Source organism: Niveispirillum sp. KHB5.9 (genome assembly GCF_048066115.1).
GTDB lineage: Bacteria > Pseudomonadota > Alphaproteobacteria > Azospirillales > Azospirillaceae > Niveispirillum.
Window position 1 is genome coordinate 149073 of record NZ_JBLTYX010000003.1, and the last position, 13368, is coordinate 162440.

Below are 13368 nucleotides of genomic sequence, written 5' to 3' on the forward strand. Positions count from 1 at the left end.
CGGCGGCAAGCCGCCGGAGGCCGGCGACCGCCGGCCCGCGCCCACGTGGGCGCGCAAGCCAAGCCCACGGATGTGGGCGCCCGGCGTTTGAGGGAACATCAAACAGTTCCCGCCGCGACCATCACCTTGTCGCGGCCGCCATGCTTGGCGGCATAGAGCGCCTGGTCGGCGCGGTGCAGCAGGGCGTCCAGGCTTTCCCCCGGTCCGCGCCAGCCGGCCACGCCGATGCTGGCCGTCACCCGCACCTCCTTGCCGTCCAGCGCCGTGGTTGCGGCGGCGAAATCGCGGCGCAGGCGTTCGGCCATGCCCGCGGCGCCGGCCAGCTCCGTCTCCGGCAGCAGCAGTACCAGTTCCTCCCCCCCGAAGCGGGCCGCCAGATCCGACGCACGGACCGAGGCCGACAGCACCCCGGCCGCGGTGCGCAGCACGGCATCGCCCATGCGATGACCATGTGTGTCGTTGACCCGCTTGAAATGGTCCAGGTCGATCAGCAGCAGCGACAGGGGCCGGCCGTGGCGGGCCGCCCGCTGATGCTCGATGGCGGCCAGTTCCAGGAAGCGGCGGCGGTTCAGCAGGCCGGTCAGCGGATCGGTGCTGGCCAGCACGTCCAGGCGGCTGTTGGCGGCCACCAGGTCGCGGGTACGCTCCGCCACCTCCGCCTCCAGCCTGCGGCGCTGGCGCGACAGGGCGGCGGTGCGCACCTGCACGATGCCCAGAATGGCCAGCAGCATGGCCAGCATCCCGCCGATGCGGGCAGCCATCGTCTCATACCAGAGAGGGGCTACGGCGACCGGCAGGGACAGGGTGGCCACCGGCGTCTCCTGCCCGGACAGCACCGCCTCCACCCGCAGCACATAATGGCCGGCGGGCAGGTTGGTATAGCTGGCGCCGGGCGCGCGCTGCGGGCTGTCCAGCCAGTCCTGGTCGAACCCGTCCAGCCGATGGCGGTAACGCAGCTCCGTGCCTGGCCGGTAATCCAGCAGGGCGAAATCCAGGGCGATGGTGCGTTCCGACGCCGACAGTTGCAGGCCGGCCCCCGGCTGCGGCAGGTGGCTCGGCGGCAGGGGCTGGTGATTGATGGCGAGCCCGGTGACGGTGAGCGGGGCCGGTGGCGGCCGGGCCGTATCCGCATCCGGGTCCAGGATGCCCAGCCCGCCCAGGCCACCCAGCAGCAGCTTGCCCCCCGGCCCCCAGGTCATGGCGCGCAGGGTATAAAATTTAAGGCTGGCGCCTTCCCGGTCGCCCAGCAGGGTGAAGCGGCTGTCCTGCGGGTCCAGCCGGCCGATGCGCGACGGGGTGGTGAACCAGACGCGGCCGTTCGGGTCGACGCCCACACCGCCGATATTGTCATGCGGCAGGCCGTTGCGCCGGCGCATGGCGCGGAAGCGCGGCTTGCCCGACAGATCCTCCACATCCGTCACCACCAGCCCGCCGCCGGCCGTGGACAGCCACAGCCGCCCGTGCCGGTCCTCCGCCGCACCGGTGATATAGCCGTGCGACAGGGCGTCGGGATCGCCGGCATGGGGCAGGTGGTTGTGGAACCCGCCGCGCCCGTCCGACACGGACAGGCCGCCGGCGGTGCCCACCACGATCCGTCCGTCGGCCAGCATGGCCAGGGCGCGGACATTGTCATTGACCAGGCTGCGCGGATCGGCCGGGTCGTGGCGGAAGGTCCGGCATTCGCCCGTGGCCGGGCTGTACCGGGTCAGCCCCTCGAAACTGCCGGCCAGCACCTCGCCACGGGCCACGATCATGGTGTTCAGCACCTCGCCATCCAGGCAGGGTACGGCCGACGGGGTGATGGCCAGGCTGGCGGGATCGATGGCGGCCACCCCGCGGCCCGCGGCCAGTATCCGGCCGTCGGGCAGGGGCTGCACCGACCGCACGTCGCGGCCATTGTGCGGGGGTGGTAGACGCAGGCGGTGCACCTGCTGCGCTTTCAGGTCCAGCACATCGACATCGCCATTGGCCAGGCCCAGCCAGACGCGCGACCGGCTGTCGGCGAAGGTGGAGAACACCTCCGGATTGGTCAGGGCCAGGGGCGACAGCGGCGTGGCCGGCACCACCCGCAGCCGTTCGGCATAGGGATCATACCGTTCCAGCCCCTGGTCGCTGGACAGCCAGATATTGCCCGTCCGGTCGACCAGCATGGAGCGCAGCCGGTCGCCGTTCAGGCTGCCGGGCAGGACCGGGTCGTGGCGGACCTGCCGCAGCCGGCCGCTGTCGGGATCCAGGATGATCAGCCCCGCCCCGTCGGTGGCGAACCAGATGCCGCGCCCCGGCACCTCCGCCACGGCGCGGATGGTGCGCCGTCCGGCCATGCCGTCGGGCCCCGTCAGGCCGGACACGGCATGGGCCTTGCTGTCGGGCGACAGCCAGGCGGCACCGCTGTCGCCCGACCCGACCCACAGCCGGCCCTTGCCGTCGCGGGCCAGGGTCCAGACCTCCCCCGCCAGGGTCGGGCCGGCGGGGCCTTCCGTGGTGATGCGGGTGAAGCCTTCCTTTCCGGGGGCGCGGCGCACCAGGCCGCCGACCCCGCCCGCCCACAGGGTGCCGTCGGCATCCTCCATCACGGTGAACAGCTTGTCGTTCAGGGCGCGGCCGGCCCCATCCACCAGCGGCACGGGGCGCACTTCATTGTCGGCGGCGCGCCACAGGAACAACCCGTCATCGGTGGCGACCCAGGCGGCATCGCCGCCCGCATCGCGGGCCGGGGCCAGGGCATAGATGCGGGAACCGCGCGCGTCGGGCGGGGTCAGGCGCTGGAAAAGATCGGTCCCGGGATCGTAGCGGGCCAGGCCAGCCGCCCCCATGCCCACCAGGATGCCGCCATCCGACAAAGGCAGCAGGGCCCGGACATAGGTGTCGGGCAGGCTGCCCGGCTGGTCCAGGCCGCCTTCCCATTGCCGCATGCGATAGCCGTCATAGCGGGCCAGACCCGCGAAGGTGCCGATCCAGATCAGCCCGGCCCTGTCCTGGGTCACGGCGCTGACCGTGTCGTGCGGCAACCCGTCGGCCACCGTCAGGTCATCGAAGGACAGGATGGGAAAATCACCCCACGGGTCCGGCTCCGCCGCCGCCGCGGTCAACGGCAGGGCCAGCAGGAGCAACAGCCGGATCAGCAGTCCGGTGCGCGCAAGGGGCGGTGGCGGCATGGGCGGCATCTGGGGCGTTTTGTTGCCACTATGCCGTTTGTCGGGGCGGCGGGGAAGGGTGCTTGCTTACAGGGAGGCCATCGCCAGCAGCAGGCCGGCACCGATCAACAGGGCACCGGTCATGCGGTTCAGCCATTTCTGCGCGACCGGCCCGGTCAGGCGCAGGGCCAGGCCCTTGCCGCCCACCGCATAGGTCATGATCCAGCCGAATTCGATCACCAGCATGGCCCCGACCAGGATGGTCAACTGTGGCGCCATGGCGCGTTCCGGATCGATGAATTGCGGGAAGAAGGCGGCCATGAAGATCAGGGCCTTGGGGTTGGAGAGCGTGATCAGCAGCCCCTGGCCCAGCAGGCCCAGCTGTCCCCGCCGGTCGGGCCGGGCATTCACGGCGGCACGCACGGCCGCGTCGCCCTCCTGGATCGGCGCGCGCCAGGCCTGGATGCCAAGCCAGGTGAGATAGGCCACGCCCGCCCATTTGAAGATGGTGAAGGCCATGGGCGATGCCTTCAGCAGCACGCCCACGCCCAGGGCCGACAGGCCCGCCAGCAGGCCCAGCGACAGGCACATGCCGATCCCCCCCCAGGCGGCACCCGCCAGCCCGTGGCGCATGCCCATGGACAGGGCGGACAGCATGTTGGGGCCAGGGGTGGCGGACAGGAAGAAGCAGGTGGTCAGGAAAATGACCAGCGTCTGGGTGGAAATCATGATGCGTCCGTCTTGACGGTCCCGTCCGGTGCAGACGTGAAGGGGGTGGCCGGGGCGCCGGAATTGATATGCAGCACCTGCTGCGGGAAGGGAATGGTGATCCCTTCCGCATCGAAGCGCTTCTTCATGCGGCGGTTGAATTCGCGGCCCACGGCCCATTGCTGGCCGGCGCGGGTCTTGATACGGCCCTTGATCAGCACGGCGCTGTCCTGGAACGCATCGACGCCCGCGATCTCCACCGGCCCCAGGATGCTGGCGCCATAATCTGGCTCAGCCTGCATCTGCACTCCGATATCCTTGAGTACGCCTACCACCCTGTCGGTATCGACGGCATAATCGATGGTCACGTTCAGCACATAGAAGCTGAAATCCTTCGTGCTGTTGGTGACCGTGGTGACGGAGCTGAACGGGATGGTGTGGACGGCGCCATCGTACCCGCGCAGGCGGATGGAGCGAATGGACATGGCCTCCACCCCGCCCGACAGGCCGGCCACGGTGACGCCGTCGCCCACGCTGATCGTATCCTCGATCAGGATGAACAGGCCGGTGATCACGTCCTTGACCAGGGTCTGGGCGCCGAAGCCCACGGCCAGGCCGATGACGCCGGCACCGGCCAGCAGCGGGGCGATATTGACCCCGAATTCCGACAGCACGATCAGCCCGGCCAGGGTGACCAGCAGGATGGTCAGGGCATTGCGCATCAGCGGCAGCAGGGTGCGCATGCGGGCACTGCGCTGCAGCCTGATACCCTGGTCGTCGGTGGCGTTCAGGTAGCGCAGGATGGCACCGTTCACCATCTCCCAGATCACCAGCGCGAGGGTCAGCACGATGAGGATGGTGACGGAACTGGACGCCACCCGCTGACCCAGATCGGACCCCAGCCAGGACAGGGCGTCGGCCCCCCAGGCCTGCAGCAGCAGCAGGATGGTGAACACGCCCAGCAGCCCCTGCGCCACCCGGCGCAGGAAGGGCAGGTAGCGGTTGGCCCGCTCCTCCAGCCCCGGATAGGCCAGGCGGACATCGTCGGGCACCTTCAGCCCGCGATCGACCAGCTGGTTCAGCGCTTCGGACAAGAGGCGGGAGACGATCAGGATGGCGCCCGTGACCAGGGTGGCGCGCAGCACGAAATCGAACCCGCCCGCGATTTCCAGCGCCCAGATCAGATAGACCGCCCCCAGATAGAGGATGGCCAGGATGTGCCAGACATCGGCCAGCCGCTGGCGCACCAGCGACAGGGCGGCATGGCGGCGCGCCTGGGCCGGGGTGGGCGGCGGGGGCAGGTGCGGTTCGTCCCCCGATGCCTCGCCAGCCAGCACAGCGCGCAACGCCTCGTCCCGGTCGTCGGGCTCGGGCTCCGGCTTGCCGCGCAGGGCCTGGGCCACCGGCTCGCGGTTCTGCAGGACCAGGACGATCAGCATGGCGGTGACCAGCAGGCCCACCAGCTTCAGCCAGGCGGAATGCGGCGTGGCGGGCAGGCCCAGCACGCGCATCGCCTCCCCGATGAAGTAACCGTAGACGCCGATGATGGTGATGCGGCGGATCCAGATCAGCAGATACTGCGCCGTCTCATCCCCCACCCGCGCCAGCCGCAGCAGCGGCGTCTTCGGCGACAGCAACACATGGCCGGCCACCAGCACGCCCTGCACGATCAGGCTGGCATTCAGGATGATCAGGGAAGCGACGCGCACGGTGCGTGGTGCCTCTGTCCCCGACAGCAGGCCGAAACCGACCAGGGCGAAGGCGCCCATGGGCAGCAGGTCCAGCACCAGCCGGGCGAAGAGCAGGACCAGCTTGGCCAGCAGCCCGCCCGGTGCGCGTGCGCCCAGCGCCCGACGCGGCCGCGACAGCAGCCAGATCATGGCAAAGCGCGCGGCATAGCCGCCACCGATGATCAACGCCAGATGCAGGGCCAGCAGGCCCCAGGCATCGCGCTTGGCCGGATCGGTCATCTGCTGGTTCAGCCAGCGCAGCGCACGCGGCGTGTCGATGACGGCGCGGCTGGCGGCGGCCACCTGCTGGCTGAACAGGTCGATACGGTCGGACAGCGTGTCCAGCACCCGGCTGCCCATGGTTTCCGGTTCCGCCGGCTTTTCCACGGCCTTCAGCGCCTTCAGCTGTACCAGCAGCGCATCACGCTTGGCCGGGTCCTCCAGCGTGGTGATCAACTGGTCGACCTCGGCGGCACTGGGCTGGTCCACCAGCGGCGTAGCCTGGGCGGATGCCGGGTGTGCGGACAGAAGCGCCAGCGTGAACAGCAGGCAGGACAGGAGAAGGCGGATCGGGCGGGTCGGCATAGGGTGCTGGCCTGGCTTCCGGTGACGGGGCAGAACGTCCAACGCACTGGACGCGCTGTCGGATCAATGCTCAAGCGCCAACATAGCAATCCTGGCGCGTCATGCCAGTGGTGACGGCCCATGCCGTCAACGCCCCTCGCCCCCGGCCCGCCCGCGCGCTATGTAAGGGGCAAAGCAATCCAATCGATAACGGACCCCTCATGGCCCCCGCCGATACGCCCGAAAACCCGCCCAATGCCAAGCTAGTGGAATCCAAGCAGAAATGGGCCGAGGAAGGCCGCCTGATGACCGGCGCGTCCTCCCGTCGCGCCGACCGCCTGCCGCCCGGCCAGCGGGAGGTGAAGAACTGGCCCGTGCTGGATCTGGGCATTCAGCCGGAAATCGACCTGGGCCAGTGGGAACTGACCATCGATGGGCTGGTGGAAAACCCCACGGTCTGGGGCTGGTCGCAGTTCAAGGGCCAGCCGGCCTTTGCGGATGTCTCGGACATCCACTGCGTCACCGCCTGGTCACGCTATGACAATCACTGGGAAGGCGTGTCGGCGAAACACATCCTGGATGTGGTGAAGCCGAAGGCAGAGGCGAAGTATATCGTCTTCCATTCCTATGACGGCTACACGACCAATGTGGCGCTGTCGGTGTTCGACGATGTGGATGTGCTGCTGGCCCATAGCTGGGAAGGCCAGCCGATCACCACCGAACATGGCGGGCCGGTGCGCGTGATCATCCCCAAATTCTATTTCTGGAAATCGGCCAAGTGGGTCACCCGCATCGAATTCGTGGCCGAGGACCGGCCCGGCTTCTGGGAAGAGCGCGGTTACCACAATGAGGGCGATCCCTGGACCGAGCAGCGCTATAGCTGAGGCTGGGTACACCGATTCGGTGCGTTGCAGGATTTGGGCGGAAAGCCTATATTCAAGAAGGTCGCCGGGACAGTTGGCGCTGTCCCAGCTTCCCCTTAGAACCGGATCACAAGGCGCAGGCGAAAGCCGAAGCCGCGGAATTCCAGTTCTATGGAACGGGGGTGCTTAGTTTCGGTAAGCATCCTTCTCGCTCCTCGTGTGGCGGGGGGGCCATTCCGCCCCCTGTTGCACCACGCGAAGAAAATAGGCGAAACGCTGATTCCTGGTGAAGGAACTTGTCAGCGTTTCGCCTATTTTTTTGCCTTCATGTCCATTTCATCGCGCGGAAGTCGTTCTCTTGAAGAATCCCAAGAAAGAAGCCCCCTTTCCCACCAAGGAACAGGTCCTGGAATTCATCCGGGAAAGCCCCTATCCAGTGGGCAAGCGGGAGATCGCGCGGGCCTTCCATATCAGCGGCGATGACCGCGTCGCCTTGAAGGAATTGCTGCGCGACCTGGAAGGGGACGGGACGATCGAGAAGGGTGGACGCCGCCGTCTGGCCCCGCCGGCCAGCCTGCCGCCCGTGGGTGTGGTCATCGTCACCGGTGTCGATGCGGATGGAGAGGTGATCGCCCGGCCGCTGAACTGGTCCGATCCGGATCGGGAACCGCCGCGCATCGTGATGAAGCCAGAACGCCGCGGCAACCCGACCCTGGCGGAGGGCGACCGGGCGCTCGCCAAGCTGGCGCGCATCCGCGACGATTTCTATGAAGGCCGCACCATCAAGAAGCTGGGCGGCGACCAGACGGCGCAGCTGGTCGGCGTGTATGAGCTGGGGCCGGACGGTGGCAGGCTTCGCCCCGCCGACCGACGGGCCAAGGCCGATTTCGTCATCCTGCCGCAGAACGCCATGGACGCCGCCTCCGGCGATCTGGTGGTGGCCGAAGTGCTGCCCGCGTCGCGCCACGGCCTGAAACAGGCCCGCGTCATCGAGGTGCTGGGCGGTATCGACCAGCCCAGGGCCATCAGCCTGATCGCCATCCACCAGCACGGTATCCCCGTGCATTTCCCGCCCGCTGCCATTGAACAAGCCGAAGCGGCGACGGAACCGACGCTGTCCGGCCGCACCGACCTGCGCGACATTCCGCTGGTCACCATCGACGGCGCCGATGCCCGCGATTTCGACGATGCGGTGTTTGCGGAGCCGGATACGAACCCCGACAATCCGGGTGGCTGGCACCTGATCGTCGCCATCGCCGACGTGTCGGCCTATGTCACGCCCGGCAGCCCGCTGGACAAGTCGGCGCTGGACCGGGGCAACAGCTGTTATTTCCCCGACCGCGTCGTGCCGATGCTGCCCGAGGCGCTGTCGAACGAGCTGTGCAGCCTGAGGCCGGGCGTCAACCGCGCCTGCCTGGCCGTGCATATGTGGATCGACGCGGGTGGTCGCCTGAAGCGTCACCGGTTCGTGCGCGGGCTGATGCGGTCGGCGGCACGGCTGATCTATGAACAGGTGCAGGAAGCCTTCGACGGGGCGCCCGACGATCTGACTGGGCCGCTGCTGGACCCGGTCATCCGCCCGCTCTATGGCGCGTACGCGGTGCTGGCCCATGCCCGTTCCCGGCGCGGCACGCTGGAACTGGACCTGCCCGAACGCAAGGTGCGGATCGGGGAGGATGGCAAGGTGGCGGAGATCGGGGTGCGCGCCCGGCTGGACAGCCACCGCCTGATCGAGGAATTCATGATCGCCGCCAATGTCGCGGCGGCCGAGGCGCTGGAGGCGCGCGATACGCCCCTGCTGTACCGCGTGCATGCCGAACCGGCGCTGGACAAGCTGGAACCGCTGCGCGAGTTCCTGAAGACCATGGGTTACAATCTGGCCAAGGGCAACGTGCTGCGCCCCGCCGCCTTCACCAACATCCTGGAAAAGGCCAAGGACACGCCGGAGTCGGAGATGATCAGCACGGTCATCCTGCGTTCCCAGGCCCAGGCCGTGTATCAGCCGGAAAATCTCGGCCATTTCGGCTTGGCGCTGGAACGCTACGCCCATTTCACCAGCCCGATCCGCCGCTATGCCGACCTGATCGTGCATCGCGCCCTGGTCCGCGCCTATCACCTGGGTGATGGCGGCCTGACGGATGAGGAGATGGGCAAGCTGGACGCGATCGGCGATCAGATTTCCGGCACCGAACGCCGGGCGGCGGATGCGGAGCGTGACGCGCTGGACCGCTACGTCGCCTCCTACCTGGCCGACCGGGTGGGGGCGACCTTCAGCGGCAAGATCAGCGGTGTCAGCAATTTCGGCCTGTTCGTGACCCTGGACGAGACGGGGGCGGACGGGATCGTGCCCGTCTCCACCCTGCCCGACGATTTCTACGACCATGACCAGATCCACCATTGCCTGCTGGGCCGGCGGCACCGCCGCGTGTTCAGGCTGGGGGAGCGGGTGAAAATCCGGCTGATCGAGGCCGATGCCATCACCGGGTCGATGGTCTTCCGCCTGCTGAACCAGGACGGGTCGGAAATGCCGGGCGGGCGCGGATCGGGGGCGGGGGCTTCGCGTCGCGGCCGGCCTGAACGCCGGCGGGAGCGGGAAGAGGCGGCACCGTCGGGCATCGACACACCCAAGCCGCCGCGCCGGCGGCGGTGAGGGTTACACCAACCCCAACCGCGCCAGGATCGGCGGACCCCAGTAGAATTTGGTGAAATAGAAGGTGCCCAGCGCCACGAAACCCGTGGCGACGAGCAGCACGGCCGCCGCCCCGACCCGGACGAAACCGGGGGCCGTGGCGCCGCGCGCCCGGATGAACATTTCCGCCACCACCAGATTGGGCAGGTAGAAGAAGAAGGCCATGGTGATGTCGAACGGGCCGGAGAAATCCGAGGCGTGGCCCAGCTTGCCCATCATCATCAGCCAGAACCCGTAATCCATGCGGTAGAGCCAGGACCCGGTGACCAGGGCGAACAGCCGGATACCCCAGGCGCGGTGGATATCCATCCGCCGCGCGCGGGCATGGCGGAAGGTCTCAACCGAGGCCAGCACCACCAGCACCCCGTAAAGCCCGAAGCCGATATCCATGGGTGTGCCGCCGATGGTGCCCCTGGCCAGGATGAAACCCAGCCCGCCCAACCCGGTCAGGAAGGCGGCCAGCACATAGGCCCGCCCCGACCAGCGGTGGAAGCGCGGCCAGCGGCCGCGCACGGCGCCGATCAGCTGCACCGGGCCCAGCAGCAGCAGCACGCCGCCCATCAGGAAATGCACCCCGATGCCCAGGACGGACAGCGGGTCGGCCGGGTCGTAAAGGCCGGACAGCGTCTCGTTCCAGCGCTCCATGGTGCCATCGCCCATGGCGCCGCCATAGAAGGCCAGGATATAGGCGCCGAACAGGCCGGCGCTGCCCCAGGTCACCGCCACCAGCAGCCGCGCCGACAGGCGCAGCAGCGTGCCGGCAAACCCCGCCGGCCGTTCATCCATCGATAAAGCCACCATGTTCCCGTCCCCCACCAGGATCGTCATGATGAACGATCGTTTAACACTGGACGGATAAGGCGGCAATCGTCGCTTGACGCACCAGATAATTGATGTCATTAAAACTGACATCAATTATCTGGTGCTGACCTGAAATGTCCCTTCCCGACGCCTCCGCCCGTTATCATTCCCCGCTGCGTGAAAAGCAGAAGGATGACACCCGCCAGACCCTGCTGGCGGTGGCGGGGCGCGTGGTGGCGGATGCGGGGCTGGAGGGTCTGTCCTTCGCGGCACTGGCCAGGGAGGCGGGGGTGCAGGAACGCACCGCCTATCGCCATTTCTCCAACAAGGACGCGCTGCTGTCCGCCCTGTGGGAATGGGTGAACCGGCAGGCCGACATTCCCGGTTTTGCCCGCACGCGGGAAGAACTGCTGTCCATGCCGCCGGTGGCCTATGCCGGCTTCGACCGGCAGGAAGGGCTGATGCGGGCACTGCTGTCCTCGCCGCAGGGGCGGGAATTCCGGCTGCGGGTGAACGATGAACGCCAGGCCACGCTGAAGGGCGTGCTGTCCGACCTGCTGCCGCATTTGTCGGCGGAGGAGGGGCGGAACCTGTTAGCCTCTATCCAGCTGCTCTACAGCGCCACGGCCTGGATGACGATGAAGGATTATTGGGGCCTGGACGGCAAGGCGGCGGGCGATGCCAGCGTCTGGGCCATCAAGGCTTTGCTGGACACGGCCGCACGCACCATCGAGGGGCGGCGGCAAACCCAAGAGACACGAGACTGACACCATGCTGTTCCACGCATCCATCCCGGCGGCCGATGCCGCCCATACCGCCAAGATCATCGCCGAACTGTGGGGGGCCCAGGCCCTGCCCTTTCCACCCTTTCCCGGCTGCTATCTGGTCTTCGCCGGCGATCGCCTGACGGGCGATGGGCGCGGCACCGCCATCGAGATCTATCCCGCCGGCCATGTGCTGCATGCCGGACCGGAGATGGTGGTGGCCGAACAGGGTGAGGCCGCCCAGGCCAGCGAAACCCATATCGCCATCGGCACGTCTCTGGACGAGGCGGCGGTGCATGCCATCGCCGCGCGGGAGGGCTGGAAATCGCTGACCTGCTGGCGCGGGCCGGCCTTCCAGGTGGTGGAATTCTGGGTCGATAACCGTTTCATGATCGAGGTTCTGACACCGCGGATGCAGGCCGATTACCTGGCCTTCATGACGCCGGCCAACTGGGGGGCGGCGTTTGGTGTGGCACCGCTGGCGGCGTGATCAGGCAGTTGCCGCCGCCACCCAGCGTTTGATCAGATTGCTCAACTCCGTGATTTTCGCGGCCAGCCCGTCGGCGTCCTTCACCACGACCACACCCCGGTCGGGCGATGGCCAGCGCGCCAGCCTTGAAGGGTCGTCGAAGCGGAAGCCGTCGCTATCCTTCACCTTGGCCCCGCGATGCAGAACCAGACGGATGGACCCGTCGCGCTCCACGCCCAGCGTGATCAGGTCGGTACCGTCCAGGGAGAAGCTGGGCGCATTCCATTTCACCTGTTCCACCAGACCGGGATGGGCAGCCTTGATCAGGGTGCGCAGACCCTCGGTCACCGCCAGTGACTCGTCTGACAGGTCGGAGAGGAATTCCTCCACGCTCTTATAGGCCTTGGGCGGCATCAGGCTTCCTCCGCATCCTCCACCTCATCCGCCCCACGTGGACCATGGCGGCGCTCAAGCAGCTCGTACTTGCGCAGATATCCCCGGAACTGGTGATAGTTCAGGCCCAGTTCCGTCGCTGCCCGCTTCTGATGGAACTGGTTTCGTTCCAATGCCGCGCGCAGCAGCGCCTTCTCGAAATCCGAGACCAGGCCCAGAAAGTCGCACGGCCCCTCGGGCAGGGCCGGGCCGGATGGCTCCGCCGGGGCGGCGGGGGCGCTGGGCGCTGCGGCCGGCGACGGGACCGTCACCACGATGGGGGCCGGGGCCGCATCGTCGTAGATCGACATCTGCTTGGGCCGCCAGGGCGACTGGAACGGGTCGAAATGGATGTCGGTGATGGGGCTTTCCGGATCGGCGCTGCGATAGACGGCGCGTTCCACGACATTCTTCAGCTCACGCACATTGCCCGGCCATTCATAGGCCAGCATCTGCTGCATCGCATCGCTGGAGAAACCGCCGAAGAACGGCCGGCCCAGTTCCCGCGCCATGGCCACACCGAAATGCTCGGCCAGGATGGGGATATCCTCCGGCCTTGCCCGCATGGGCGGGATGGTCACCACGTCGAAGGACAGCCGGTCCAGCAGGTCGGCGCGGAACTTGCCCTGGTCGGCCAGGCGCGGCAGGTCGGCGTTGGTCGCCCCCACCACGCGCACATCGATCTGGATAGTGGTGTTGCCGCCCACCCGCTCGAACTCTCCATATTCGATGACGCGCAGGATCTTCTCCTGCACGCGCAGGGTGGCCGTGGCGATCTCGTCCAGGAACAGGGTACCGCCATCGGCCAGTTCGAACCGGCCGACATGGCGCTTGGCCGCCCCGGTGAAGGACCCGGCCTCATGCCCGAACAGCTCCGTCTCCAGCAGCGTGTCGGACAAGGCCGCACAGTTCAGCTTCACGAACGGCTTGTCCCAGCGCGGTGACAGATAGTGCAGGCGGGCGGCCACCAGTTCCTTGCCAGTCCCGCGCTCCCCGATCACCAGGGTGGGGCGGTTCAGCGGGGCCGCCTGGGACACATGCTCCATTAGCCCCAGGAAGGACGGGGCCTGGCCGATCAGCGACGGGGGTGATGCGGTGGGGGACATGGGCCGGTACGCGTCCTTTTTTATGATCTCGAACAAGACCATAAAGGAAAGTGGGCGGATTGGCGAGTGAGTGGTGGAAATCGCCACCGAGTGGCCCCACATCCACCA

The 13368-nt window shown here is 67.8% G+C and carries 10 protein-coding genes; 4 read left to right on the forward strand and 6 right to left on the reverse strand.

What is annotated here, in order from left to right; genetic code table 11:
• Positions 1–98: 98 nt before the first annotated feature.
• From ACM9HJ_RS07295 to ACM9HJ_RS07305, 3 genes are all read right to left on the reverse strand, one after another.
• Positions 99–3155, reverse strand: coding sequence for a diguanylate cyclase (locus ACM9HJ_RS07295; protein WP_416571049.1), 3057 nt, complete (start codon positions 3153–3155; stop codon positions 99–101).
• 66 nt (positions 3156–3221) lie between these two features.
• Positions 3222–3863 carry a LysE family translocator gene (locus ACM9HJ_RS07300; RefSeq protein WP_416571050.1) on the reverse strand — a complete coding sequence of 214 codons (642 nt, stop codon included), beginning with the start codon at positions 3861–3863 and terminating at the stop codon, positions 3222–3224.
• Positions 3860–6157, reverse strand: a complete 2298-nt coding sequence (locus ACM9HJ_RS07305) for a mechanosensitive ion channel domain-containing protein (RefSeq protein WP_416571051.1) — start codon at positions 6155–6157, stop codon at positions 3860–3862. The genes ACM9HJ_RS07300 and ACM9HJ_RS07305 overlap by 4 nt, the downstream gene beginning before the upstream one ends.
• A gap of 200 nt (positions 6158–6357) precedes the next feature.
• On the opposite strand from ACM9HJ_RS07305, the gene ACM9HJ_RS07310 reads away from it, so the two are divergent.
• Both ACM9HJ_RS07310 and rnr read left to right on the forward strand, forming a co-directional pair.
• Positions 6358–7020 (forward strand): sulfite oxidase-like oxidoreductase, encoded by a 663-nt coding sequence (locus tag ACM9HJ_RS07310; RefSeq protein ID WP_416571052.1) that lies wholly within the window; start codon positions 6358–6360, stop codon positions 7018–7020.
• 337 nt (positions 7021–7357) lie between these two features.
• Positions 7358–9649, forward strand: coding sequence for a ribonuclease R (gene rnr / locus ACM9HJ_RS07315; protein ID WP_416571053.1), 2292 nt, complete (start codon positions 7358–7360; stop codon positions 9647–9649).
• 3 nt (positions 9650–9652) lie between these two features.
• On the opposite strand, the gene ACM9HJ_RS07320 is transcribed toward rnr, so the two are convergent.
• Positions 9653–10516 carry a DUF2306 domain-containing protein gene (locus tag ACM9HJ_RS07320; RefSeq protein WP_416571054.1) on the reverse strand — a complete coding sequence of 288 codons (864 nt, stop codon included), beginning with the start codon at positions 10514–10516 and terminating at the stop codon, positions 9653–9655.
• A gap of 107 nt (positions 10517–10623) precedes the next feature.
• On the opposite strand from ACM9HJ_RS07320, the gene ACM9HJ_RS07325 reads away from it, so the two are divergent.
• On the forward strand, positions 10624–11256 hold the full coding sequence (locus tag ACM9HJ_RS07325) for a TetR/AcrR family transcriptional regulator (RefSeq protein ID WP_416571055.1): 633 nt from the start codon (positions 10624–10626) through the stop codon (positions 11254–11256).
• Positions 11257–11260: 4 nt separating this feature from the next.
• Complete coding sequence (locus ACM9HJ_RS07330; protein ID WP_416571056.1) at positions 11261–11743, forward strand: hypothetical protein; 483 nt, start codon at positions 11261–11263, stop codon at positions 11741–11743.
• Here the strand turns inward: ACM9HJ_RS07330 and ACM9HJ_RS07335 are convergent, their stop codons facing one another.
• Together ACM9HJ_RS07335 and pspF are read right to left on the reverse strand one after the other, a co-directional pair.
• Complete coding sequence (locus ACM9HJ_RS07335; protein ID WP_416571057.1) at positions 11744–12136, reverse strand: DUF1801 domain-containing protein; 393 nt, start codon at positions 12134–12136, stop codon at positions 11744–11746.
• Positions 12136–13260: a phage shock protein operon transcriptional activator gene (gene pspF, locus ACM9HJ_RS07340; RefSeq protein ID WP_416571058.1), complete on the reverse strand. Its 1125-nt coding sequence runs from the start codon at positions 13258–13260 to the stop codon at positions 12136–12138. The genes ACM9HJ_RS07335 and pspF overlap by 1 nt, the downstream gene beginning before the upstream one ends.
• Positions 13261–13368 lie beyond the last annotated feature (108 nt).

Excerpts from the sequence above, each read along its gene's own strand:
- ACM9HJ_RS07335 (WP_416571057.1), bottom strand. The coding sequence starts at position 12,136 with ATGCCGCCCAAGGCCTATAAGAGCGTGGAGGAATTCCTCTCCGACCTG.
- ACM9HJ_RS07305 (WP_416571051.1), bottom strand. The coding sequence starts at position 6,157 with ATGCCGACCCGCCCGATCCGCCTTCTCCTGTCCTGCCTGCTGTTCACG.
- ACM9HJ_RS07295 (WP_416571049.1), bottom strand. The coding sequence starts at position 3,155 with ATGCCGCCACCGCCCCTTGCGCGCACCGGACTGCTGATCCGGCTGTTG.
- pspF (WP_416571058.1), bottom strand. The coding sequence starts at position 13,260 with ATGTCCCCCACCGCATCACCCCCGTCGCTGATCGGCCAGGCCCCGTCC.
- ACM9HJ_RS07310 (WP_416571052.1), top strand. The coding sequence starts at position 6,358 with ATGGCCCCCGCCGATACGCCCGAAAACCCGCCCAATGCCAAGCTAGTG.
- ACM9HJ_RS07330 (WP_416571056.1), top strand. The coding sequence starts at position 11,261 with ATGCTGTTCCACGCATCCATCCCGGCGGCCGATGCCGCCCATACCGCC.
- ACM9HJ_RS07325 (WP_416571055.1), top strand. The coding sequence starts at position 10,624 with ATGTCCCTTCCCGACGCCTCCGCCCGTTATCATTCCCCGCTGCGTGAA.
- ACM9HJ_RS07300 (WP_416571050.1), bottom strand. The coding sequence starts at position 3,863 with ATGATTTCCACCCAGACGCTGGTCATTTTCCTGACCACCTGCTTCTTC.
- ACM9HJ_RS07320 (WP_416571054.1), bottom strand. The coding sequence starts at position 10,516 with ATGACGATCCTGGTGGGGGACGGGAACATGGTGGCTTTATCGATGGAT.